The organism is Marinoscillum sp. HNIBRBA16962, assembly GCF_057801515.1.
Map to the genome: position 1 here is coordinate 4,628,445 of NZ_CM173603.1, position 22,250 is coordinate 4,650,694.

At 44.4% G+C, this 22,250-nt stretch carries 26 protein-coding genes; all 26 read left to right on the forward strand.

The window, feature by feature from the left end:
• Window positions 1–195: 195 nt before the first annotated feature.
• The 26 genes from AC3E9V_RS19190 to AC3E9V_RS19315 all read left to right on the forward strand — a co-directional run bounded on the left by AC3E9V_RS19190 (window position 196) and on the right by AC3E9V_RS19315 (window position 22,028).
• Window positions 196–1,362 (forward strand): glycosyltransferase family 2 protein, encoded by a 1,167-nt coding sequence (locus tag AC3E9V_RS19190; RefSeq protein ID WP_488749775.1) that lies wholly within the window; start codon window positions 196–198, stop codon window positions 1,360–1,362.
• 195 nt (window positions 1,363–1,557) lie between these two features.
• Window positions 1,558–3,075, forward strand: a complete 1,518-nt coding sequence (locus AC3E9V_RS19195; protein ID WP_488749776.1) for an OmpA family protein — start codon at window positions 1,558–1,560, stop codon at window positions 3,073–3,075.
• A 743-nt stretch (window positions 3,076–3,818) separates the two neighbouring features.
• Window positions 3,819–4,103, forward strand: coding sequence for a YtxH domain-containing protein (locus tag AC3E9V_RS19200; protein WP_488749777.1), 285 nt, complete (start codon window positions 3,819–3,821; stop codon window positions 4,101–4,103).
• A 386-nt stretch (window positions 4,104–4,489) separates the two neighbouring features.
• Window positions 4,490–4,930, forward strand: coding sequence for a sll1863 family stress response protein (locus AC3E9V_RS19205; RefSeq protein WP_488749778.1), 441 nt, complete (start codon window positions 4,490–4,492; stop codon window positions 4,928–4,930).
• Between the two features lie 39 nt (window positions 4,931–4,969).
• Entirely contained in the window at window positions 4,970–5,122 is a 153-nt protein-coding gene (locus AC3E9V_RS19210; RefSeq protein WP_488749779.1) for a lmo0937 family membrane protein, read from the forward strand.
• Window positions 5,123–5,288: 166 nt separating this feature from the next.
• Window positions 5,289–6,083 carry an MlaE family ABC transporter permease gene (locus AC3E9V_RS19215; RefSeq protein WP_488749780.1) on the forward strand — a complete coding sequence of 265 codons (795 nt, stop codon included), beginning with the start codon at window positions 5,289–5,291 and terminating at the stop codon, window positions 6,081–6,083.
• A 1-nt stretch (window position 6,084) separates the two neighbouring features.
• Entirely contained in the window at window positions 6,085–6,864 is a 780-nt protein-coding gene (locus AC3E9V_RS19220) for an ABC transporter ATP-binding protein (protein WP_488749781.1), read from the forward strand.
• 3 nt (window positions 6,865–6,867) lie between these two features.
• Window positions 6,868–7,839 carry an MlaD family protein gene (locus AC3E9V_RS19225; protein WP_488749782.1) on the forward strand — a complete coding sequence of 324 codons (972 nt, stop codon included), beginning with the start codon at window positions 6,868–6,870 and terminating at the stop codon, window positions 7,837–7,839.
• Between the two features lie 380 nt (window positions 7,840–8,219).
• Entirely contained in the window at window positions 8,220–9,704 is a 1,485-nt protein-coding gene (locus AC3E9V_RS19230; RefSeq protein WP_488749783.1) for a B12-binding domain-containing radical SAM protein, read from the forward strand.
• A gap of 119 nt (window positions 9,705–9,823) precedes the next feature.
• Window positions 9,824–10,066 (forward strand): hypothetical protein, encoded by a 243-nt coding sequence (locus AC3E9V_RS19235; RefSeq protein WP_488749784.1) that lies wholly within the window; start codon window positions 9,824–9,826, stop codon window positions 10,064–10,066.
• Between the two features lie 18 nt (window positions 10,067–10,084).
• Window positions 10,085–10,252 (forward strand): lmo0937 family membrane protein, encoded by a 168-nt coding sequence (locus AC3E9V_RS19240; RefSeq protein ID WP_488749785.1) that lies wholly within the window; start codon window positions 10,085–10,087, stop codon window positions 10,250–10,252.
• A gap of 127 nt (window positions 10,253–10,379) precedes the next feature.
• Window positions 10,380–11,612, forward strand: a complete 1,233-nt coding sequence (locus tag AC3E9V_RS19245) for a cation:proton antiporter domain-containing protein (RefSeq protein WP_488749786.1) — start codon at window positions 10,380–10,382, stop codon at window positions 11,610–11,612.
• A gap of 147 nt (window positions 11,613–11,759) precedes the next feature.
• Window positions 11,760–12,077 carry a hypothetical protein gene (locus tag AC3E9V_RS19250; protein ID WP_488749787.1) on the forward strand — a complete coding sequence of 106 codons (318 nt, stop codon included), beginning with the start codon at window positions 11,760–11,762 and terminating at the stop codon, window positions 12,075–12,077.
• An 81-nt stretch (window positions 12,078–12,158) separates the two neighbouring features.
• A complete protein-coding gene (locus tag AC3E9V_RS19255; RefSeq protein ID WP_488749788.1) occupies window positions 12,159–12,311 on the forward strand; it encodes a lmo0937 family membrane protein in 153 nt (50 codons plus the stop codon).
• A 494-nt stretch (window positions 12,312–12,805) separates the two neighbouring features.
• A complete protein-coding gene (locus AC3E9V_RS19260) occupies window positions 12,806–13,114 on the forward strand; it encodes a cupin domain-containing protein (RefSeq protein ID WP_488749789.1) in 309 nt (102 codons plus the stop codon).
• A gap of 26 nt (window positions 13,115–13,140) precedes the next feature.
• Window positions 13,141–13,365, forward strand: a complete 225-nt coding sequence (locus AC3E9V_RS19265; RefSeq protein WP_488749790.1) for a hypothetical protein — start codon at window positions 13,141–13,143, stop codon at window positions 13,363–13,365.
• A gap of 269 nt (window positions 13,366–13,634) precedes the next feature.
• Window positions 13,635–14,057 carry a PRC-barrel domain-containing protein gene (locus AC3E9V_RS19270; protein ID WP_488749791.1) on the forward strand — a complete coding sequence of 141 codons (423 nt, stop codon included), beginning with the start codon at window positions 13,635–13,637 and terminating at the stop codon, window positions 14,055–14,057.
• 60 nt (window positions 14,058–14,117) lie between these two features.
• The gene (locus AC3E9V_RS19275) at window positions 14,118–14,774 is read left to right on the forward strand and encodes a PIG-L family deacetylase (protein ID WP_488749792.1); all 657 of its coding nucleotides are present in this window, start codon (window positions 14,118–14,120) and stop codon (window positions 14,772–14,774) included.
• Between the two features lie 853 nt (window positions 14,775–15,627).
• Window positions 15,628–16,059: a response regulator gene (locus tag AC3E9V_RS19280; RefSeq protein WP_488749793.1), complete on the forward strand. Its 432-nt coding sequence runs from the start codon at window positions 15,628–15,630 to the stop codon at window positions 16,057–16,059.
• A gap of 92 nt (window positions 16,060–16,151) precedes the next feature.
• Window positions 16,152–16,595, forward strand: coding sequence for a sll1863 family stress response protein (locus AC3E9V_RS19285; RefSeq protein ID WP_488749794.1), 444 nt, complete (start codon window positions 16,152–16,154; stop codon window positions 16,593–16,595).
• A gap of 52 nt (window positions 16,596–16,647) precedes the next feature.
• On the forward strand, window positions 16,648–16,890 hold the full coding sequence (locus AC3E9V_RS19290) for a hypothetical protein (RefSeq protein ID WP_488749795.1): 243 nt from the start codon (window positions 16,648–16,650) through the stop codon (window positions 16,888–16,890).
• A 451-nt stretch (window positions 16,891–17,341) separates the two neighbouring features.
• A complete protein-coding gene (locus AC3E9V_RS19295; RefSeq protein WP_488749796.1) occupies window positions 17,342–17,899 on the forward strand; it encodes a DUF4142 domain-containing protein in 558 nt (185 codons plus the stop codon).
• Window positions 17,900–17,907: 8 nt separating this feature from the next.
• A complete protein-coding gene (locus tag AC3E9V_RS19300; RefSeq protein WP_488749797.1) occupies window positions 17,908–18,126 on the forward strand; it encodes a hypothetical protein in 219 nt (72 codons plus the stop codon).
• 329 nt (window positions 18,127–18,455) lie between these two features.
• Window positions 18,456–18,662: a hypothetical protein gene (locus AC3E9V_RS19305; RefSeq protein WP_488749798.1), complete on the forward strand. Its 207-nt coding sequence runs from the start codon at window positions 18,456–18,458 to the stop codon at window positions 18,660–18,662.
• Window positions 18,663–18,672: 10 nt separating this feature from the next.
• Window positions 18,673–21,000, forward strand: a complete 2,328-nt coding sequence (locus AC3E9V_RS19310; RefSeq protein WP_488749799.1) for a glycosyltransferase family 4 protein — start codon at window positions 18,673–18,675, stop codon at window positions 20,998–21,000.
• Complete coding sequence (locus AC3E9V_RS19315; RefSeq protein WP_488749800.1) at window positions 20,997–22,028, forward strand: glycosyltransferase family 4 protein; 1,032 nt, start codon at window positions 20,997–20,999, stop codon at window positions 22,026–22,028. The genes AC3E9V_RS19310 and AC3E9V_RS19315 overlap by 4 nt, the downstream gene beginning before the upstream one ends.
• Window positions 22,029–22,250 lie beyond the last annotated feature (222 nt).

Here is a 22,250-nt window from a genome sequence, read left to right on the forward strand (position 1 = left end):
CAGGGTCACTACTTTACGTATCATAACATGGTCGGGTAATATAAAAGAAGTTCTGATGAGAACCATTACACCGGTTGTGCTATAAGTTACATAATTCACACATTTTAGAAGCGTTTCAAAACTTTCTTCGGGTGGTAATCAAAGTGTAAGAGCAAACCTTGCTCAATAAGGGGCTCTGATAGGCACTTTTGGAATATGTACTATGCCATCAATGCTTTTTGGATAAGCAGTCTTATCCTCATCTACACGTACCTGGGGTATGGTGTATTGATATACGTTATTACAACGTGGAGAAAGCGGGCTATTCTCCGGGAATCCACCAACTCGGAGTTGCCCTTTGTCACCTTCATTATCGCGGCTTATAATGAGTCGGCCTATATCATGGAGAAGATCTACAATACCCTGGAGCTGGACTACCCCAGGGAAAAACTTGAGATTTTTGTGGTAACGGATGGTTCTACAGACCTCACCCCGGATATGGTCAGCCGGTTCGATAACGTCCGGCTGTTTCATCAGCCCGAGCGAAAGGGCAAGATCCATGCAGTAAATCGTGTGATGAGTAAAGTAGATACGCCCATCGTGGTGTTTTCAGATGCCAATACACTTTTGAATACCACGGCTTTGAAGCACATGATGTCTCATTATCAGGATCCGAATGTAGGGGGTGTTTCCGGAGAAAAGCGGATAGTGGACCTGATCACAGATGGAGCGGCTGGCGCTGGAGAGGGACTGTACTGGAAGTATGAGTCCCTATTGAAAAAGCTGGACTTCAGGCTGTACTCCATGGTAGGATCTGCCGGTGAGCTTTTCTCCATCAGAACCCAGCTTTACGAAGCACCGCCTGAAAATATGATCATTGAGGATTTTTTCATTTCCCTGCGGATAGTGGCGAATGGTTCCCGGTTTGCATACGAGCCTCGCGCGATGGCCACAGAGACGGCCTCCGCCACCGTGCAGGATGAATGGAAGCGAAAGGTGCGGATCTCGGCGGGTGGCCTGCAAGCCATCATTAAGCTTGCCATGCTGCTAAATCCATTTCGCTTTGGGGTGGTCACCTTTCAGTACATCTCTCACCGGGTGCTGCGCTGGACCCTCGCACCTGTGGCGCTTCTGGTAGCGCTGATCAGCAATGTCTACCTGGCCTTTCTGGGCCTGGCCGCATACCAGGTGTTCCTGGCCTGCCAGCTCTCGTTTTATGTATTAGCCGGAGCTGGTTACCTGTACCGAAATCAAAAGATTGCTATTAAGGGGTTTTTTGTCCCTTTTTACTTCACAGTCATGAATGCCTCAGTCTATGCAGGCTTTTTTAGGTTTCTATCAGGTAAACAGTCGGTGCTGTGGGAAAAAACCAACCGGGCGTGAGCCCCCTGATCCCTTCTGCCAAAGATGGAATATATATAACAAATAACCACTTATATGTAACACGCCCTCCATTGCTACCAGGCATCTTTGTAGGGGAAACCCGCCTGAGAAGTCACCCTACCAATTTCCAATATTGAAATGGGACTGAAGCCAATCATAAAGTAATCCGATTCAAAAAATCTAAAATAAAAAAACATGAAAAACAATCTGTTCAAATCAACAGGAACCCTGATCGTAATATGCGTTCTTTTTAGCTACGCACAGGGTCAGGAATTGCGTGCATCGCTTTTCAACGAAGTAAATCGCACCATGGAAGAAGCGAAAGGGGCTCAAGCCGATGTGCTTTCCCCGAAAATGTATGGCGATGCAATGGATGCCTACACAGAGGCCCAAAAAGATTATAAAAACGAGGGAGAAATAGCCGAAATCAAAAGTAACATTAAGAAGGCCGATAAGAAATTTTCAGAGGCCATTGAAAATACCAGGGTGAGTTCGGTGATGTTTGCCGGAGTCCTCTCTGCCAGACAGGATGCCATAAATGCCGAAGCTCAGAAATTCAGCAAAGATCTCTGGAAAGATGCTGAAGAGGAGATGAAAGATGCGGCTACTGAGCTGGAGAAGGGCGACGCTGATGATGCCAAAGAAAAAGCCAAAAAAGCGACAAGCCTCTACCGGAAATCTGAGCTGGAATCAATCAAGAACAATTACCTGGCCAATGCCAGGAAACTCTTGGAAAAGGCGAAAGATGATAAAGTCCACAAAGTAGCTCCAAAAACCCTGAATGAAGCCAAAACGCTCATCAACAGAGCGGAACGGGAGCTCGCAGAAAACCGATACGACACGGATGCAGCCCGACACCTGGCCAGGGAAGCAGAATATAAAGCCTTACTGGCTATGTATATAGCCAATCAAAAGAAAATCTTCAAAAAGCAGGATTATGAAATGGAAGACTACCTGTTGTTGTCTTTTGCGCCTCTTGAAAAAATCGGGGAAAACCTCGATATGGATATGCGATTTGACAAAGGGGTGAGTGAGCCAGTGGCTCAGATTGTAGACCGCCTGAATCAGGACGAGCAGCAGATCGCTAACCTGAAAGGTGTCAATTATGATGCTAAAAAGCAAAATGAAAATCTGACTGCCCTGCTCTCCGAGCAACGTAAGATCCAGAGCGCTAAAGAAGGAGAGATGACCGAAGAAGCCCTACAAGCCGAGCAGCGGCAGTTAGTCTTGCAGCAGCGCATCGACCATGCAGCCCTGATAGATGACAAATTCAATAAGATCCAGCAGCTATTCACCATAGAAGAAGCTCAGGTGTTTCGCCAAAAAGATGATGTGATCATCCGTATGATCGGGATCAATTTTGACATAGGCACAGCTATCATCAAACAAGAAGACTATGCCATTCTCACTAAGGTGCAGAATGCGCTCACTATATTCGATAATTCCGCCATTGTCATAGAAGGCCATACCGACTCACAAGGAGGCGATGACGCAAATATGGAATTGTCAAAAAAGCGGGCCGATGCAGTACTCAGCTACCTGAGCGCTAATATGAAGATCGATAAGACCAGGTTTAGCACAGAAGGCTTTGGAGAGAGTAAGCCTGTAGCAAATAATGAAACGGCCCTGGGCAGAACAAAAAACAGGAGAATTGATATCATCATACGGCCTGTGCTTTCGGGCAGTGAAGTGAGAGTAAGCAGCTCCAAATAGTAAAACCCAAAATCAGTGAGAAGGGGCAACATGCGAAATGCGTTTTGCCCCTTTATTATTCATCCCCTGCCGCTAGCCGCTCACTGATTACCGTTACTGCCGACTGCTTACTGCCGACTGCTTACTGCATACTGCCACTGCCTACTGCCTACTGCCTATTGACCTTTGGCTGTTGGCCATTGACCGTTGACTTTTTTCAATTCTCAATTCTCAATTCTCAATTCTCAATTTTTGCCCATTGCCCATTGTTCACTGCCGCTAGCCGCTCACTGATTACCGTTACTGCCGACTGCTTACTGCATACTGCCACTGCATACTGCCTATTGACCTTTGGCTGTTGGCCATTGACCGTTGACTTTTTTCAATTCTCAATTCTCAATTCTCAATTTCTGCCCATTGCCCATTGTTCACTGCCGCTAGCCGCTCACTGATTACCGTTACTGCCGACTGCTTACTGCATACTGCCTACTGCCTATTGACCTTTGGCTGTTGGCCATTGACCGTTGACTTTTTTCAATTCTCAATTCTCAATTCTCAATTTTTGCCCATTGCCCATTGTTCACTGCCGCTAGCCGCTCACTGATTACCGTTACTGCCTACTGCTTACTGCATACTGCCTACTGACACAGATGCTCATTTCATATATGTAAATCATGTAACTATCCGTCCGACATTTACAACATATTCCAATGGTAGAAGCTCCATCTTTGATTCAAAATCAACAGGTATAAACACATACAATCATGAACTCAGGAAAAATCATAGTAAGTATATTAGGAACTCTGGCGGCAGGGGCCGCTTTAGGTGTATTGTTTGCACCTGAGAAAGGCTCAAAGACCAGAAAGAGAATCTTTAAAAGTGGTGAAAACATCACAGGAGATCTGGAGGAAAAATTCCATGCTTTCATAGCCGGAATGAAAGACAAGTATGAGTCACTTAGCCATGAGGCAGCGCTTAAGGCCAAATCTGGTGCCCGTAAATCAGAAAAAATTAAAGAAGAGATTTCCACCAATGGAAACAAACTCTAGTATCAAGTCAAGTGTGCTGTTTGGGGTAAGTTGCAGTTATTTTTTTGTTCAGACAAGCGGTTCCCCGCCGGGACGGGGAATATGCGCATAGCTGTAGCTATGTAAGTATTTCTCAACGCAGTATGAACGAAAAAGAACAAAGCTTGGTCCTGATAAAGCATGCTTGACATGACACTAGGGATCAGAACCCCATCATTCTTAGGAGCAACCTCCGTAATCGCTCGGCTCCCGGCCCGAGTGATTCATGTTGTGTAGCCCTAGGCTACCATGCCTTCCAGCACACCTTCAGGAGGCAAGTAAAACATGCAAATTCCAACCATACTTATATAATACTTTATCTTCTAAAACACTTCAACTTACTTCCAGTACTAAAAAGAACTACAAAAATGAAAAAATCAATGGTATTTATTAGCGCCCTCACAGTAATGATGGCTTTTTACTTAACAGGCTGCAACCCCTCTGATAGAAAGTTGGACAACTCAAAAGATAAGGTAACTGAAGCAAAGAAAGAACTCTCAGAAGCCAATAAAGAATATCTCGCCGACCTAAAAAAGTACCGCGAAGAAGCTAATATTCAAATTGAGAAGAATAACAAAAGCATTGACGAATTCAATGCGAAAATTTCCAATGTCAAGCAGGAAGCCAAGGCCGAATACGAACTGAAGATTGCGGAACTGGAGAAGAAAAACCGAGAAATGAAGCTGAAGCTGGACCAATACGAAGGCAGTAGCAAGGAACAATGGGAATCTTTCAAAGCAGAGTTTAACCGCGACATGAAAAGCCTTGGCGATGCCTTTCGGGACATGACAGAAAACAATGTGAAGTAAGGCAAATCAAGATATTCAATCATTCTATACAAGAAAAAAATGGGAAATTTACTTTACATCATTGCCGTAGTGCTGATAATTCTTTGGGCCGTTGGCTTTTTGGGATACGGCACAGGCGGCATCATACATGTGCTGCTTGTCATCGCGGTGATCGCCATTCTGTTTCGCGTGATACGGGGGAGAGGAATCTAAAGGTCCCGGGACCTCCGGGTTCCTTTGGAGAAAAAGTAGGATACATGCAACAAATTCCGTTTTGAATGTAACAGATTCAACGTTACCCATGGCTTACTTACATATCGAAAAAAAAACCTGATAAGCTTCCCGGTAATCGAGGAGCTTTGATGATTGCGCCCCACTAATGAAACCCGATAGTCCAAAGAAGCACGTCATATCGAAAGGGATAGACCCTTTTTTTTCAGGAATAAATGAGGCCGCACAGTTCACCCTGCGGTTTTTCAGGGAAGGCATCAGATCACCTCATCATTTTCGTGAGGTGATCAACCAATGTTTTGAGATTGGTTTGAAGTCTCTTCCGCTTATCACGCTGACTGGCTTTATCATCGGGCTTGTCTTTACCAAGCAATCGCGTCCTTCGCTGGAAGATTTTGGGGCCACCTCGTGGCTGCCCTCCCTCATGGGTCTTGGAATTATACGCGCCTTAGGACCATTGGTCACTGCGCTTATCTGTGCAGGGAAAATAGGATCCAGTATAGGGGCGGAACTTGGATCGATGAAGGTAACTGAACAGATCGAAGCAATGGAAGTATCAGCCATCAATCCATTCAAATTTCTGGTAGTCACACGGGTCACTGCCACACTTATTACTATCCCGGTTTTAGCAATGTATTGCATTGGAGTGGGGCTGTTGGGTTCTTATGTGAATGTGCATGCCGAGGAGGCTACCGGGTTTACCACTTATTTCAAAAATGCCTTTTCATCGGTCTCCTTCCTGGATTTGTTTTCATCCCTGATCAAGACCATTTTCTATGGGTTCACGATCGGGATGGTAGGATGCTACAAAGGATTCAACGCCACCCAGGGTACCCGTGGAGTGGGCCGGGCCGCCAACCAGGCGGTAGTGCTCTCCATGTTCCTCATTTTTCTGGAGGAGATGATCATTGTGCAGGTGACTAACTGGATACGAATCTACTGATATGACCACCCCTACAGTTTCTCAAGAGTCACCAAAAACAGCGCCGATCGTCGATGTTAAAGGATTGTCTAAGTCATTCGAAGATCTGCAGGTGCTAAAGGATATCAATTTCACCCTTAATGAAGGTGAAAATATAGCGGTACTGGGCAAGTCTGGTTCTGGCAAGTCCGTGTTAATCAAACTTATGGTCGGCCTGCTCAAGCCTGATACGGGCCAGATAAAAATTCTGGGGAACGATCTGAATAAACTTTCCCGAAAGGAGTTGGATGCCCTCCGGTTGCGTATAGGTTTTTCATTCCAGAGCAGCGCCCTGTATGACAGCATGAATGTGTACCAGAATCTCGCATTTCCACTTACGATGAACATAAAACACCTTTCGAAAAAAAAGATCGATGCTGAGGTAATGGAAGCCCTGGACGCTGTGGGGCTGAGTGAGAAGGTAAAACAGATGCCTGCTGATCTTTCCGGAGGCCAGCGAAAGCGAATAGGCATAGCGCGCACGCTCATTTTGAAACCGGAAATTATGCTCTATGACGAGCCTACATCGGGTCTCGATCCCGTCACCAGTGCGGAAATAAACAAGCTGATCAATGAGGTGCAGCAGCGCTACAATACCAGCGCCATCATCATCACTCATGACCTGACTTGTGCCAAAACGACTGCCCACCGGGTAGCAATACTCCTGGACGGGAAGTTTTCAAAAGTGGGAACCTTTGAGGATGTATTCGCCTCGGACGATCCCCGGATTTCAAGTTTTCATAGTTACAATTTTATCCAATAGCCCATGATCGAATCATCCAATAAACGTGCAGTACTGGTTGGTATTTTTGTATTTCTAGGTGTGTCTTTACTTATTCTGGGGGTACTCATGGTTGGCAGCCTCCGCGGCACTTTCAAGAAGAAGCTGAATATTGTCTCCCTGTTTGATGACGTCAACGGGTTGCAAACCGGAAACAATGTCTGGTTTTCAGGAGTGAAAATAGGTACAGTGAGCGATATCCGGTTTTTCGGTAAATCTCAGGTGCAGGTACGTATGAATATTGAAGTCAAGGCCCAGGAGTATATTCGAAAGGATGCCAAGGTGAAAATAAGCACCGACGGGCTGATCGGCAACAAGATCCTGGTGATCTATGATGGTACTCCGATGGCAGAAGAGGTACAGGAGGGGGACACACTTGCTGTGGAAAAAACTTTTTCATCAGAGGATATGATCAATATGCTCCAGGAGAATAACAAGAACGTGTTGGCCATCACTACCGATTTCAAAAACATCAGCAAAAAAATGGCTGAGGGCGAAGGCTCTATAGCGAAGCTCCTGAATGAAAGCGCCCTGTATGATAACCTGAATGGAACCGCCTTGTCATTGCAAAGGGCTTCTTTAAATGCTGAGCTCATGCTGGAAGAGCTTGGCGCCTTCAGCAAAAACCTCAACGAAGAGGGCACATTGACTCATGAACTCCTTACCGATACGATCATGTTTGGTTCATTGAAGCATTCGATCCTACAGTTTCAACAGGTGGTGGATACAGTTTCTGTGTTTGTGACAAACCTCAAATCAGCAAGCAGCAATCCGAATACGCCCGTGGGAGTCCTGCTGCAAAATGAGGAAGCCGGCACTGACCTGGCACAAATCATAAAGAACCTGGAAAGCAGCTCCCTGAAACTGGATGAGAGCCTGGAGGCAGCCCAGCATAGCTTTCTTTTGAGAGGCTTCTTTAGGAGGAAAGCCAGGGAAGTTCAGAAAAATAAGAAATGAAATGAGCATGATGTCGGGACGCGTAGTCTCAACCCAAAACATTGAGAAAACACCGGGCCGCGCAGGCCAACCGGGTATGCCTGGCCGGCTGCAATCAAGTTTGGGCGGCAAACTGCCTATGCGGCCCAACTTGTTTTAGCAACCTTTGAACACATGAAATTGGCTGGCAAAAAATGAAACGTCAATCTGGAAAATCGACCTTAGCAACTTATTTTCATACGGCTTCAAATGTGGGAATTCTGTAAAATAATCAGGGAAATTTGTAACACATCTTTTCACTCAGGTTTTTAGCTTAACAGGAAAATAGTAACTGCTCGCAGAAGACTATTTAGAATTAGAAAAGTGATACCATCGTAAATCTGGCCAACCAGGCTTTCTAAATGAATATCCTGCTTGTATATCCCCAATACCCGGAGTCTTTCTGGAGTTTCCGCCATGCCTTGCGGTTTATTTCCAAAAAGGCAGCGGTCCCGCCTCTTGGGCTGATCACCGTATCAGCTTTACTTCCCGGACGCTGGAATAAAAAACTGGTGGATATGAACGTATCCCGTCTTCATGTGAGTGATCTGGAATGGGCCGATTATGTATTCATCAGTGCGATGCACATTCAAAAAGAATCTGTTGCACAGGTTCTGGAGGTCTGCCGTATTCACCAGGTGAAGGTAGTAGCCGGAGGACCTCTTTTCACCCAAGAATACAACAATTATCCCCAGGTAGATCATTTTGTACTGAATGAGGCAGAAATTACACTCCCTTTGTTTCTGGATGACCTCAATAAAGGCCGCATGCCTGAGAAGATATACCGGGCTCCGGATAAGGTATATGCGGACCTCACCATCTCCCCTGTACCGGACTATCATCTACTGCAGCGAAATGCGTATGCGTTCATGAGTATCCAGGTATCCAGGGGTTGTCCTTTTTCATGTGATTTTTGTGAGATCACCTCACTGCTGGGGCATAAAGTCCGGATAAAAAACACAACGCAGATCATTCAGGAGCTTGAAGCGCTTTACCAGCTGAATTGGCGGGGGGCTGTTTTCATCGTGGATGACAACTTTATCGGCAGCAGAAAGTTCATTAAGCAAAGCCTTCTCCCTGCTATAAAATCATGGATGCAAACCCATAAGCATCCCTTTACTTTTAATACTCAGGCATCTATAGATCTTGCGGATGATCAGGAATTACTGAAATCGATGGTTGAAACAGGGTTTCATTCCACCTTTATCGGGATAGAGACCCCGGCGGAAGCCTCGCTTCAGGCCTGTCACAAGTTACAGAACAAAAACAGGGACCTTCTGCAAAGTGTAAGAAAAATACAGCAGGCGGGCATGCAGGTCTCAGGTGGTTTTATTGTAGGTTTCGATAAAGACACACCCTCTGTTTTCCAGCAGCAGATCGATTTTATTCAGAGGAGCGGGATTGTTTCTGCCATGGTGGGGCTATTGAACGCCCCTAAAAACACCAGGCTCTACCGCCGACTGGAAAAAGAAGGACGTATTAACGCCCAGGCTTCGGGAAATAACACGGATTTTACGCTCAACTTCAAACCGGCAATGGATCATAAGGAACTACTGGATGGCTATAAGCGCATCATTCGCAGCATCTATACGGCGAAACCTTACTACCAGCGGGTACGGCAGCTTTTCAGAAATTATCAGCCCCCGAGAAGACCCCGGAAAGCCAACCTCACCTACCTTATTCCATTTGTCAAAACTATCATTGTGATCGGCATCATGCATAAAGGAAGATCTGAATACTGGAAATTACTTTTTTGGACCCTCTTCAGAAAACCGTCTTTGTTTATAGAAGCAGTGACTTTTGCCGTGTACGGTCACCATTTCAGAAAGGTGTACAGACTGGACTGAATATGTGAAATATGTAAGACTTGATCATTCTTCTGTAATGCCTTTATGAGAAATGAATCAGACATTTGTACTAAACCTTTGGTTATTGAAAAGATTTTCAGGTATTAAACTAAAATGTCATGAGCGCGAAGAATTTAATTTTTGGGATAATGGCCGGCTTCACTACCGGAACCATTTTAGGTATAATGCTTACTTCCTCCAGAAGTGTGGCGATGAGAAAAAAAATCCTGACCCAGGGTGAAGCTTATCTGGATGAGACTGTTAAAAAGCTTAATGACCATCTGCGAGACTTCACCAATCGGTTTGACCGAAAAATTGAAAAACAGACTCATGAGGATAAACGCGAAACAGCGTCAACTTAAAAATAAACGATCAAGGTTATGAAAAATTTATTTTATGTGGTTGCCGGATTGCTGATTGTGATCTGGTTTATCGTTTTTCTGAGTTTTGAGGTTTCCGGTTATGTTCATCTATTGCTGGCAGTGGCCGGAATTTTCATACTCATTCGGGTTTTGTTTGGGAAACAACTCTCCGACAAGAGGCGGTGAACTGGCGCTACCAGGAGAGGCTTATGGATAAAATATTCTCTGAAGCCAGCCCATTCCCTCCAAACCATCAAGCTAAAGCAGGTAAGGAGTAAACATTATTCTCAAAGCATACATAATGGTACTGCGTATGAATGATCTTTACTTACCCGTCACCCTTACAGCCATTCAGATCGACCCGGTCCTTTCTATTCTTGTCATTCTTTCCATAGGCATCATTTTGACAAGCTTTCTTTTTAAGATACTGAAACAACCCTATGTCATTGCTTATATCCTGGTGGGCATAGTTATGGGCCCGCACGGAATCGGGATCATTACGGACGAAGCATTAATAACCAACCTGGGTTCCTTTGGACTGGTCCTGTTGTTATTTTTTATCGGCATGGAGCTTTCCCTCCCCAAACTACTCTCCAATTGGCGTGTCCCGGTGTTGGGCACCATCATTCAGGTGATATTTAGCGTGGCTGCCGTTTGGGTGGTCGGGGTGTTTCTTCAGTGGCCGGTCCATCGCATCATGGTTCTGGGATTTGTCATTAGTCTCAGCAGCTCAGCAATTGTCATTAACTACCTGGAGCATAAAAGGCAGGTAGCCAGTAAAATCGGGCAGAATGTCATTGGGATATTGCTGGTACAGGATATCCTGGTTGTGCCCATGCTAATTACCCTCAACTATATCTCGGGGGCCGTTCCGGAGACCCTGGATATCATAAAACAGGTGGCCGGAGGGTGTCTGATCCTGGGAATTATCATTTGGATCTTATGGAAGGAAAACATCCGTCTGCCCCTGGGAAAATATATCAGGAAAGACCATGAGTTACAGGTATTTGTGGCATTTGCTTTCTGCTTTGGCTTCTCCATTCTTACTGCCTTCTTTGGGCTTTCATCGGCATTAGGAGCTTTCGTGGCAGGTATTATTGTTTCCTCAGCCAAAGAAACTGCCTGGGTACATCACAGCTTGCATGCCTTTAGGATCGTTTTCGTAGCCTTATTTTTTGTCTCTATCGGAATGCTCATTGACCTTGAGTTTCTGATGGCTAACCTGGGTATTATTTCTATAATAGCGCTCCTGGCCTTCATGACCAACAATTTAATTAACGGGGCAATTATCCGCTTTTTGGGCCAGTCCTGGTCTGAAAGTCTTTATACGGGAGCCATCTTAGCTCAAATCGGAGAATTCAGCTTTATCCTGGGCGCTACCAGCTATTCCATAGGGCTGATATCTGAATTTACCTACCAGCTGATCATCTCCACTATTTCAATTACACTCATTGTCAGTCCTTTATGGATTTTTCTGGTGAAAAAAATGATCCTACTGGGAAGCAAGGGTATATTCCAGCGTGAAAGCAAGCTCAGGGAATCCTGATACTAAGTGACTTTCACCCACTATAATCTGTTAAAAATCAGTGATATATGTAACATATATACATTTTAATATAATACTTTCTTTTTTTTAAATGATCATTTTTGAACAACCAAACCAACCAATTTTCGATCATCTAAAACCATCCGTATGAAAAATTTGAAAGTTTACCTAGCAGCGGCAGTGATTTTTATGTCCGTTATTCCTGTAAGCCTGAAGGCAGATACAGGAGACGCTCCAGCAAAAACAGTCCCTAAATCAATTGCTGAAGTCAGATCACAGGTACTGATCAACAGACTGGAGGAAATCAAAGCGATGGACAAGTCGGATCTGGAACGTTCGGAAAAAAAAGAACTCAAAAAGGAAATAAAAGCTATCAGTAAAGAACTCAGAAGCTTAAACAGCGGCGTATATATTTCAGTGGGTGGCGCCATTATCATTATTTTGCTGCTGATCCTTTTGCTTTAAGAACCCGATGAAAAGCAGCGGCACACATGACCGTCACTTTCATCACCAGTATCATTTTTAAACCACACATCAAAAAACAATATGGGAAATCTACTATACGTTATTGCTGTTATTTTACTCATTTTATGGGCCGTGGGTTATCTAGGTTATGGTTCAGGTGGGATCATACACATTCTCCTTGTGATTGCCGTAATTGCAATACTTTTCAGGCTTATACGGGGCAGAAGCATTTAGCAAAAGTGTAAAGAAAACCTCAGACCTGAGGGCGCTGACAAATTAAGTCTGTACGCAAATTTCTCTCCGTTAAGGCGGCTGATGATGTGGTGCTAATGATGTGTGGATATTCCAAATTCAGGAGTCCATACGATGAGTTCAGTGGTGAATTACCCTCGAAAGTGAGGCACAGACTGAAAATATTATTCTGACAGGTAGCCGTGTGAGGTCGTAATCTCCTTCACGGCCATCAGTGAAATGTGTAACACTGCCTCAGAATATTGTAACACATATGGATCCACACTTTATGATCTTTGATGTGATAAAGAAAACTAAAACAGCCATTATGTCTAAAGAAAAAGAGGGTAAAGCCAGGTCAGATAAAAAGGCTCCGGCCAAAACCTTGAAGGAAAAAAGGGCAGCAAAGGCTGCCAAAAGAATTGAGAAGAGACGGGAAGAATAGGATCAAAGTGAAAAAACTTAGAAATCGATAAAGCCAAAAACCTTTATTTATTGTGGAAATCATTGAATATGTCCCCAATTCAGTAGTGATCAAGACCATTATCAAAAAGACTACCAGTAATGTTACTGCTGTTTCATTTGATTCCGGAGGGATCCTGACAGAACGCACTTCTCCGTTCGATACGTTTATCCAGGTCATTGACGGTAAAGCAGAAATTGTGATCAAAAATAAATTACACATACTTAAAATCGGGCAATCAATCATTATACCAGCTTATGCTCCCAATAGTATAAAAGCCAATAAACGGCTTAAAATGATCTCTACCATCATTAAAAGTGGATATAAAGAGGTTAGCTTATAATGTGAATTTTGTTTAAAGAATGCTCTATGAAACTTACGAATAATACCTCACTGACCTTAACACATGTTGACAATGGCCTCCGTAAGGCGGAAAATGAATTGATCCTGGCTATTGAACACGGGGCTACGCTTGGGATAAGCTTCCTTAACCATAAGACCAAAGAAATGAAAACCTTCCAGCTGGATTCGAATGAGAAAGAACTATTGATCCAATACCTCAAGGGTTCTCTTCGCTCTTTTACCAGCACGTAGTTTTTCGAAGAAATAATCCGTCGAGAACTGGTTTTGATTGAGATGGAAAATGTGGTATTTAAAAGATTGTACAGCTACATCAGTCAGAGCAGTTATTGAGAAAGGGCATGGTGTAAAAGCCTGCCCTTCTCTTTTCAGATGAAAGACCAACATTTGGAACAATATTTTGAGAAACCTGAAAAACAAATAACCTGCCCTGCTTATGATAGTATGAATTAATCACCTTCCTCAGCAAACCGAAACTCTTTACTCATAAAAAAATAAAAAAGATGAAAAATTTCAATTCTGACAACTCCTCTGGTAAAAACCATGAGGGAGCAAGCCCCAACACACCTTTAAGATTTTTGACTGCCTCCTCCATTATCGGAGATAAGGTTTTCAATAAAAAGGAGGAACACATGGGAGCTATCAAGGACATTATGATCGATCTGGATACCGGAAAAATCAAGTACTTCATTGTCGAATTGGGCGGTTTTTTGGGAATTGGGGAAAAGTTTTTTGCTTTTCCGTATCCTCTTTTGACCGTTGACGCAAAAAGCGAAAGCTTCATATTGGATCAGGACCCCGAAACCCTCAAAAATGCCCCAGGATTTGACAAGGAGCACTGGCCCGATACCAATTCGCATGAATTCGACAATTCTTACACCTACTGGGGAGGATTTATGGGAGTAAGCACGGGTGGTCCCTATTGATCAGGAATCATATTTGATAATATACCTTCTGTCATCTCTCAAATTCTAAAATGGACACTATTGGAGTATATACCAGGAAGTAAAAGGGCAAAAAGGTGTGCTATAATTATTGCTCACCCGGATGATGAAACACTGTGGGCCGGCGGCACTATTTTGACGCATTCTACATGGAATTGGCTGGTGGTATCCCTATGTCGACAGAGCGATAAAAACCGCGAGCCCAGGTTCAGGAAAGCCCTGTCACATCTCCATGCTGAAGGCGTGATAGGTGATCTGGATGATGGACCAGACCAACACCCGTTGGACCCGGAAGAAGTAGAGCAAACCATCTTGAAGTTATTACCCGATACTTCCTTTGATCTGATCCTCACGCATAATACCATTGGTGAATACACCCGGCATCTTCGCCATGAAGAGACAGGCAGGGCCGTCATTAACCTTTGGGCATCCGGCAAAATAAGGACTAAAAACCTATGGCTATTCGCTTATGAGGACTATAAAGGACAACAGTACCCCAAGGCAGTCCAAACCGCTAATATTTACCGCCCGCTGACCAGTAAGACATGGGGCCAAAAGTATGCGATTATGACGGAAACTTATGGCTTTGGCCGGGAGAGTTGGGAAGCTATAACCACTCCATCGGTAGAAGCATTCTGGCAATTTAAAAGCTCCTTTGATGCAAAAAACTGGATGGCCAACGGAAAGCGAATATCCTGAAATGAGCATCTGTGTCAGTAGGCAGTAGCAGTAGGCAAATATGCAAGAGACAGTATGCAACCTAAGACCCAAAAGCCTAATACCTAATACCAAAAGCCGATGCTCAACCCAAAACATTGAGAAACACCAACCTGCCTGCAGTAGCCACTTTCGGCAAAGGCAGGCCGGGTATGATCAAGTTTGGGCGGCAAACCGCTTATTTCAGCAACCTTTGAACACATGAAATGAGCATAAACTTTAGGCTGGGCCGCATAGGCATCCTAAATTATACCAACCCTGCGAGGGGAGCAGTAGGCACTGCAAAAAATTATAAATCCTCTGAAAATGGGATAGAAGTAACAACCAATCATAAACGCAAACGACTCCCCTCCTGTTTTAGGTCCTGTTTTAGGGAGGGGCACCACACTGTCGCTAAAGCTTTAGTAAGAGACCGGCTTAAGAGCTGGGGGTGGTAAAATTTCAATTTATGTGCATAGACTAGCTTGCCAAGGGAGCCGCTTATAGAGAGAATTTATCAAACCCGTACTCCCTTACTGCTTAATTGCAACTTGAAAGTAGGAGCCCGTTTCTTTCCGGAAAGTCACAGACAAGATCATAAGATAATATTCGGTGTACCTGGATATGCCATTGGAATGTATTCACCTGGCAATTAAAATGTGTGAAATATACAACACAATTCCGCAATTGTGTAACACATTTACCCGTTACTCTTGGGATTTTAGTATTCGAGTTTCAGACCGGGCTAAACTGTAAATGGAGCAAGCACCATCCTAAGCGATGAGAACCCCTGGCCCCATCCGGGCAGGCAATCATAGGGAAAAGTAGAGAATGGGGAAATAAATATGAGCATGGAATGTGCAAAAAAGACTTCCATGCGGCCGTTGAAACTAAACTTACCCAGGTGAAAACAATCTTACTTATTGAAGACAATCCGGATATTCTGGAGAACCTTACTGAATATTTCGAACTTAAGGGGTATAAAGTTCTCTTCACTAATAGTGGGAAAGAAGGTGTTGAGATAGCCAGAGAATTTGTTCCCGACTTAATCATATGTGATGTTCTAATGAGCGAAATGAATGGGTACGAAGTTTTACGTTTGCTTTTAGACACCCCGAAAACGTATGAGATACCCTTTATTTTTAGCTCTTCAAATTCCGAAAAAATTAATAGAACGGAAGCACTTGCACTTGGTGCAGATGATTACATCATTAAACCTTTCGAACTTGAAACACTATTGGTAATGTCAAATAAATGGATAAAGTCAGGAAGTGATCGACACAGGTAATCAAAAGCCTATCTGAAATCAGTGATCTATATAATACACTACCGGCAAAGTGTAATATCTATATGCCAAATACCTGCCACCTTTGTAAAAAAATGAGAAATTCAATAGTATTATTTATAGCATTTGCGTTAATCGGTGGTTCTGCGATGACAAGCTGTAACACCTCGGCCCAAAAATTAAAAAAAGCCCAGGACGCAGAGATAGAAGCAGATGCTGATCTGGCAAAGGCAAATCAGGAATACCTGGCCGATGTAGAAAACTACAAGAAAGAAACTAATGCAAGGATCGCGGCAAATCAGAAAAGTATTGCTGATTTTGAAGCCAGGGTAAGTAAAGAGAAGAAGGAAATCAATGCAGAGTACAATCAAAAAATTGCCAAGCTGGAGCAAAAAAATAGCGACCTCAGAAAGAAGCTGGATGACTATAAGGCCACTGGAAAAGATCAGTGGGAATCCTTCAAAACAGAATTTAGTAACGATATGGATGCACTGGGGAAATCCCTCAAGGATTTGACCGTGGATAACTCCGGAAATTGATTAGGGGGAACGGAACATAACCTTAACTGATATCACTTTTTTGAAAAAAACAATGGAAAAACTCAGCGATGGTTACCGAAAACTCATAGAATCTTCAGGTTATTTTCTGTTCATTTCGGGCAGCCTTATCCTGATTTTTGTTGGAATAAAATCCCTGACATTTGACCCTATAAGTGATTTGAATTTCAGGGAGATCTCTCTGAATCATCCCTTTGCATGGTCTTTGGCTTTGGCTGTTACACTGGTTGTGATTGGCATTGTCACTGCACTGGTATTTCGTAAAAGGATCCGCTAAACGAGCCAATCAAAACTTCTATAATGTGATCCTGTATTTAAACCCCATGACGAAAAGTCAGGGTGTGACTGAAACGTCATCACCTGACAAAAATTCCTGAAAGAGAAATTTTTTATCCCGGCGTGGATTCGCATTATTCGATAGAATATTTTGTTTTAAAGGTGAAAATATTCTTCTGAATAATTCGGGTAGAACTTGCAGATTGCATCAAGCCTGAGTAAAACCAGGCAAGAGCCTCCTGGGATCCAGGGAGGCTCTTTCATTGCACACCAACTTTTAGATACCTGATAAACCAGTGATATGTGTAATTCATCTATTGAGATGTGTAACACATATCAGTTAAGAGATCAGGATCTTTATCTCATAAATTGGATGATGACAAAACCTCATACCCTGGAAGGTGGTCAAAAGTGGATATAAAAAACTTTCCCTCAATTAATAATCTAGTGCAATGAACCGTATAAAATATATGCTCTACATCCCTGGCTTACTTATTTTCCTGATCAGCTGTCAGAGTAAAACTTATTACCAGGCAATGAACACGAACCAGCAACGTTTTGGTGGAGAGAATCTTAAGGATGCGGAGTTTTTGAATGAATCCCATGATCAGATGAGACTCATTGAAGTGATGGCTGCTACAGCTATGGAACGGGCACAAATGAAGGACACTTATTTGAACGCTAAAGAGATCTACAAGGTCACTGACCGACTGACTGAAAAATATAAACTGGAAGCGGTAAAACGTAGAATCAAACTGGCATCAGCATTGAGTACTTCCAGTGATAGTTACATTCAGAAACTTTATGAAGTCTCAGACGATCACTTTGACATGCTGTATATGGATCAAATGCAGAAACAGCTTTCGGAGTTGATCCTGCACCTGCGGCAGTATGCCGAGTCAGGTAAAAACGAGCGACTTGTGGCCTTTTCAACCGACACCTTCATTGAGATGGAAAAAATGGCTGCTGAGTTGAACGCAAACAGCTTACTGTTACGCAAAACCAATTAAGCAACGCTATGGAAGAACAAAAATTCAGAATTGGGGAAATAGTATATGACGCTACACGACCGACGCAGAGACTTGTCATTACAAAAGCCAATGGCAAATTATATTACTGCAAGCTGGAAGCCAATATGAGCCGACCAGCCATCGCATATGCTGAGAGAGACCTGAAAGGACAGGCTATTACCAGTAACCTATATCGCGAGGGACCCCATATTGATAAAGAAATGTAATATTTCACAAATAGAACAGCTACATCTGTGGCCTGTCCCTAGAACCAGCCCTTTTAAGGTGCATGGGCCAAATTCGCCTCAATCAGAGACTATATATTAATACCATTAAGATAAGGTCACTCCAGAATGGAGTCTTTGGTCAAGTTTGGCATTTTCGTTTTATAGCTCATAGATTCCATTGCTGGAATGACTGATTCTTTGAAACTTCAACCTTATCTTAATGGCATTAGACTATATATGTAAAATGTGTAACAATCATCTCGCACTATGTAACACAGCCCTTCCCGAATTACCCGACCTTTATATCCAAATAATTATTACATAAGCGCATGAGCAAACAATTTGTACAAAACCGGTATGAGGCAGGTGAAGTGGTTTGCGCCAAGGAGAATCCCACATTAAAGCTGGTCATCAGACGGTACATTGACCAGGTCTATTACTGCAAAGTACAGGATGACCCGGATCACAAAGAGCTGGTCTATTTTGAAAGAGAACTTTTGGAAAGTCCCGGGGAAACAGATGAATTGAGATTCTAAAGACACCTATTTGAACTACGAAAATATAACGCTTGAAACCGTCTTGCCAAATGGCATGAATATCTATTCTCCTGTACTGAGGGAAGGTACTTCAATGAATAACTTACAGAAGACTAAAATCGCTTATATAGCCACCTACCCACCCAGAGAATGCGGTATTGGTACCTTCACCCAAAGCCTGGTAGGGTCCATGCAGGCAAATCCTGCGGATGAGGACAGTTATGTAATAGCAATAAACGATCACAACCTGGAGTATCCCTACCCTCCTGAAGTAAAGCTCACCATCGCCCAGGAACAGCAAACCGACTACCTGGAAGCGGCCAATTTCATTAATCTCAGTGGTGCAGATGTATGTATACTCGAGCATGAGTTTGGCATTTTTGGCGGACAGAGCGGGGTGTACATCCTTCCTCTACTACATCGATTAAAGGTCCCGGTAATAGTAACGCTACATACCATCCTGAAAGCGCCCTCCTACAATGAAAAGGCCATTCTCAAAGAGATCTGCAAAATGGCTGATAAAGTGGTGGTGATGAGCCTCAAGGCCATTGAGTTCCTTACGGAGATCTATAAAGTGCCCTCAGAAAAAGTTGAGCTTATACCTCATGGAGTCCCTGATATTCATTTTGATCATGCCCGGTCCAGGAAGGACTTTAAGCTCACCGATAAGGAAGTATTGCTGACCTTTGGTTTCCTGGGGCGAAACAAGGGGATTGAGACGGTGATCCGGTCATTGCCAGCACTTATTGAAGAACATCCGAACCTGCTCTACATGGTATTGGGGAAAACCCACCCCAATGTACTGCGACACTCTGGTGAAGAATATCGTACTTACCTGCAAATGCTGGTCAATAGTCTCGATCTCTCAGACCATGTACTGTTTCTCAATGAGTTTATGGATGAAACGGAGCTTTTCAGGTACCTGGCCGCCTGTGACATCTACATAACCCCCTACCTGAATGAAGCACAGATCACCAGCGGCACGCTCTCTTATGCCCTGGGTGTAGGCTGTGCCACGATCTCCACCCCTTACTGGCATGCTGCCGAGCTCCTGGCCGATGATCGTGGACGGCTCTTTGGCTTCAATGACTCAGAAAGGCTTACTTCCATCCTGAGAGAATTACTGAATGATCCGCAGCAACTTGCACTGATAAAGAAAAATGCACATGCCTATGGCAGGCAGATGACCTGGCCCAAAACCGGCTCAAAATACCTGGAGCTTGCCCGGAATGTTCTGGCTAAACCCGGACAGGTACCAGAAAAGAAAAAACCCAAAATTGATCTGCTCTTACTCCCCCCTTTTTTACTGACCCATATCAAGCGGCTGACGGATGATACCGGCATCATCCAGCATGCCAAATTTGGTATCCCCAACCTGAAAGAAGGCTACTGCCTGGATGACAATGCTCGTGCACTACTGGTGGCGTTGATGGCTTACAAGCAAAAGAAAGATCCAATGGCATTGGATTTCATGCCGGTTTACCTGAGCTACATTCACTACATGCAGCGTGAGGACGGTCGGTTCAGAAACTTCCTCAGTTTCAATCGCAATTTCCTGGACGAAGTAGGTTCCGAAGATTCATTTGGCCGCACCATCTGGGCGCTGGGCTATCTGCTGGGCAACGCTCCCAATGATGCCTATTATCAGACCGGTAAACTTGTCTTTTTTGATGCCGCGCCGAATTTTGAAAAATTAAAGTCTATCCGCAGTATCGCCAATACCATGATCGGGATCAGCTATTATTTACGGAGCAACCCCTCCGATGACGGTATGACCGAACGGTTGCGCAACCTCGCTCATAAGCTGGCGAAGCATTACACGGACCATCATGCGGAAAAATGGCACTGGTTTGAGGCGCTCCTGGCATATGACAATGGCATACTACCGCTCGCACTCCTTCACGCATCGGAGATCCTCAATGACGAGGAAATAACCAAAATCGCCCTGACAACCATGAATTTTCTCACTGACCACACCATGAAAGATGGCTACCTCTCCATCATTGGCAACAAGAATTGGTACAAGCGGAATGGCAAGCGGTCCGTCTATGCGCAGCAGCCCATCGATGCGCTGGCCATGGTGCTCATGTATCATCAGGCCTTTCACCTCACCAAAGACAAAGAATACCTCAATAAGCTATTCACTGCATTTATGTGGTTTCTGGGTGAAAATGATCTGCGGATGAGTCTGTATGATTTTGAAACGAAAGGTTGCTGTGACGGCTTTGAGAGCTATGGGGTCAACCGGAACCAGGGAGCAGAAAGCTCACTGGCATACCTGATCTCTCACCTGACCGTACTGCAGGCCTATGAGGAATTTTACCAAACGGAAGCATGATGAAAATAGCGATATTATCCCCGATCTCCTGGCGAACGCCCCCGAGAAAATATGGCCCATGGGAGCAGGTTGCTTCTGCACTTGCCGAGGGCCTGATGGAACGGGGCGTGAGCGTCACATTATTTGCCACGGGAGATTCCATGACGCAGGGAAAACTGGAATCCGTATGCAAAGTCCCGCTGGGAGAAGACCACAGCCTGGACCCAAAAGTATGGGAGTGCCTGCATATCAGTCACCTGATGGAAAAAGCCGATGAATTTGACATCATCCACAACCATTTCGACTTCCTGCCCCTCACCTATTCACGGCTCATCAAAACGCCGATGATCACCACCATTCACGGGTTTTCCTCCCCACAGATCCTGCCGGTTTACAAGAAGTACAACAAAACCTCCACTTATGTCTCCATCTCGAATGCCGACAGAAATAAGGAGCTGACCTACCATCGGACAATCTATCACGGACTCAATCCGGAAGACTTTCCTTTCAAAAGTCATAAGGAAGACTACCTGCTGTGCTTTGGGAGGATCCACCCGGATAAAGGCACGCACCTGGCCATCGAAATAGCCAAAGCTTCGGGATTGCCGCTGAAGATCGCCGGGCTCATCCAGGACGAAACCTACTTCAATACCGAGATCAAACCCTGGGTGGATAGCGGTGAGGTAACCTATGCAGGCAATGCCGGTCCGGTTATCCGGACCAGGTTGTTGGGCAATGCCATGGCTTTGCTACACCCGGTGTGTTTTGAAGAGCCGTTTGGCCTGAGTGTGGCTGAGTCCATGATGTCAGGTACGCCGGTGATCGCTTTTTCCCGCGGCAGCATGCCCGAGCTGATCGTGCACGGAAAAACAGGCTACCTGGTGAAAGATGTCACGGAAGCAGTGGCTGCAGTAGGTAAAATAAAAAGTCTTTCCCCGCAAGACTGCCACGATCATGCATTCAAACATTTCAATCAGGAACGCATGGTGGATGAGTATGTTGAGGTGTATAAGGAGGTGGTGGCTGCAAGTAACCAACTAGTCGTATGATGGTTATGGGTTACCTAACCGCCATTGTTTGGTGCCTGCCTGTCCGGCGAGGCAGGTTGTTACCAACAATGAATCCTCTTCCACCTAAAAGGGCTGTCGGTGAAAACACCAACAGCGGGTATTAATATTTTCGCACTAAAGGCGCGGCGCGAAAATTCTTATCACCGAAAACAATCCCGCGCATTGACTGACCTCCCAAGACAGAACCATTGGTTATAATAG

What these genes read in the sequence shown, in the direction of transcription:
- AC3E9V_RS19300 (WP_488749797.1), top strand. Translation starts at nt 17,908, where the DNA reads ATGGAAGAACAAAAATTCAGAATTGGGGAAATAGTATATGACGCTACA.
- AC3E9V_RS19210 (WP_488749779.1), top strand. Translation starts at nt 4,970, where the DNA reads ATGGGAAATTTACTTTACATCATTGCCGTAGTGCTGATAATTCTTTGG.
- AC3E9V_RS19190 (WP_488749775.1), top strand. Translation starts at nt 196, where the DNA reads ATGTACTATGCCATCAATGCTTTTTGGATAAGCAGTCTTATCCTCATC.
- AC3E9V_RS19195 (WP_488749776.1), top strand. Translation starts at nt 1,558, where the DNA reads ATGAAAAACAATCTGTTCAAATCAACAGGAACCCTGATCGTAATATGC.
- AC3E9V_RS19215 (WP_488749780.1), top strand. Translation starts at nt 5,289, where the DNA reads ATGAAACCCGATAGTCCAAAGAAGCACGTCATATCGAAAGGGATAGAC.
- AC3E9V_RS19315 (WP_488749800.1), top strand. Translation starts at nt 20,997, where the DNA reads ATGATGAAAATAGCGATATTATCCCCGATCTCCTGGCGAACGCCCCCG.
- AC3E9V_RS19230 (WP_488749783.1), top strand. Translation starts at nt 8,220, where the DNA reads ATGAATATCCTGCTTGTATATCCCCAATACCCGGAGTCTTTCTGGAGT.
- AC3E9V_RS19285 (WP_488749794.1), top strand. Translation starts at nt 16,152, where the DNA reads ATGAGAAATTCAATAGTATTATTTATAGCATTTGCGTTAATCGGTGGT.
- AC3E9V_RS19305 (WP_488749798.1), top strand. Translation starts at nt 18,456, where the DNA reads ATGAGCAAACAATTTGTACAAAACCGGTATGAGGCAGGTGAAGTGGTT.
- AC3E9V_RS19205 (WP_488749778.1), top strand. Translation starts at nt 4,490, where the DNA reads ATGAAAAAATCAATGGTATTTATTAGCGCCCTCACAGTAATGATGGCT.
- AC3E9V_RS19295 (WP_488749796.1), top strand. Translation starts at nt 17,342, where the DNA reads ATGAACCGTATAAAATATATGCTCTACATCCCTGGCTTACTTATTTTC.
- AC3E9V_RS19280 (WP_488749793.1), top strand. Translation starts at nt 15,628, where the DNA reads ATGTGCAAAAAAGACTTCCATGCGGCCGTTGAAACTAAACTTACCCAG.
- AC3E9V_RS19240 (WP_488749785.1), top strand. Translation starts at nt 10,085, where the DNA reads ATGAAAAATTTATTTTATGTGGTTGCCGGATTGCTGATTGTGATCTGG.
- AC3E9V_RS19250 (WP_488749787.1), top strand. Translation starts at nt 11,760, where the DNA reads ATGAAAAATTTGAAAGTTTACCTAGCAGCGGCAGTGATTTTTATGTCC.
- AC3E9V_RS19255 (WP_488749788.1), top strand. Translation starts at nt 12,159, where the DNA reads ATGGGAAATCTACTATACGTTATTGCTGTTATTTTACTCATTTTATGG.
- AC3E9V_RS19225 (WP_488749782.1), top strand. Translation starts at nt 6,868, where the DNA reads ATGATCGAATCATCCAATAAACGTGCAGTACTGGTTGGTATTTTTGTA.
- AC3E9V_RS19270 (WP_488749791.1), top strand. Translation starts at nt 13,635, where the DNA reads ATGAAAAATTTCAATTCTGACAACTCCTCTGGTAAAAACCATGAGGGA.
- AC3E9V_RS19290 (WP_488749795.1), top strand. Translation starts at nt 16,648, where the DNA reads ATGGAAAAACTCAGCGATGGTTACCGAAAACTCATAGAATCTTCAGGT.
- AC3E9V_RS19265 (WP_488749790.1), top strand. Translation starts at nt 13,141, where the DNA reads ATGAAACTTACGAATAATACCTCACTGACCTTAACACATGTTGACAAT.
- AC3E9V_RS19235 (WP_488749784.1), top strand. Translation starts at nt 9,824, where the DNA reads ATGAGCGCGAAGAATTTAATTTTTGGGATAATGGCCGGCTTCACTACC.
- AC3E9V_RS19220 (WP_488749781.1), top strand. Translation starts at nt 6,085, where the DNA reads ATGACCACCCCTACAGTTTCTCAAGAGTCACCAAAAACAGCGCCGATC.
- AC3E9V_RS19245 (WP_488749786.1), top strand. Translation starts at nt 10,380, where the DNA reads ATGAATGATCTTTACTTACCCGTCACCCTTACAGCCATTCAGATCGAC.
- AC3E9V_RS19200 (WP_488749777.1), top strand. Translation starts at nt 3,819, where the DNA reads ATGAACTCAGGAAAAATCATAGTAAGTATATTAGGAACTCTGGCGGCA.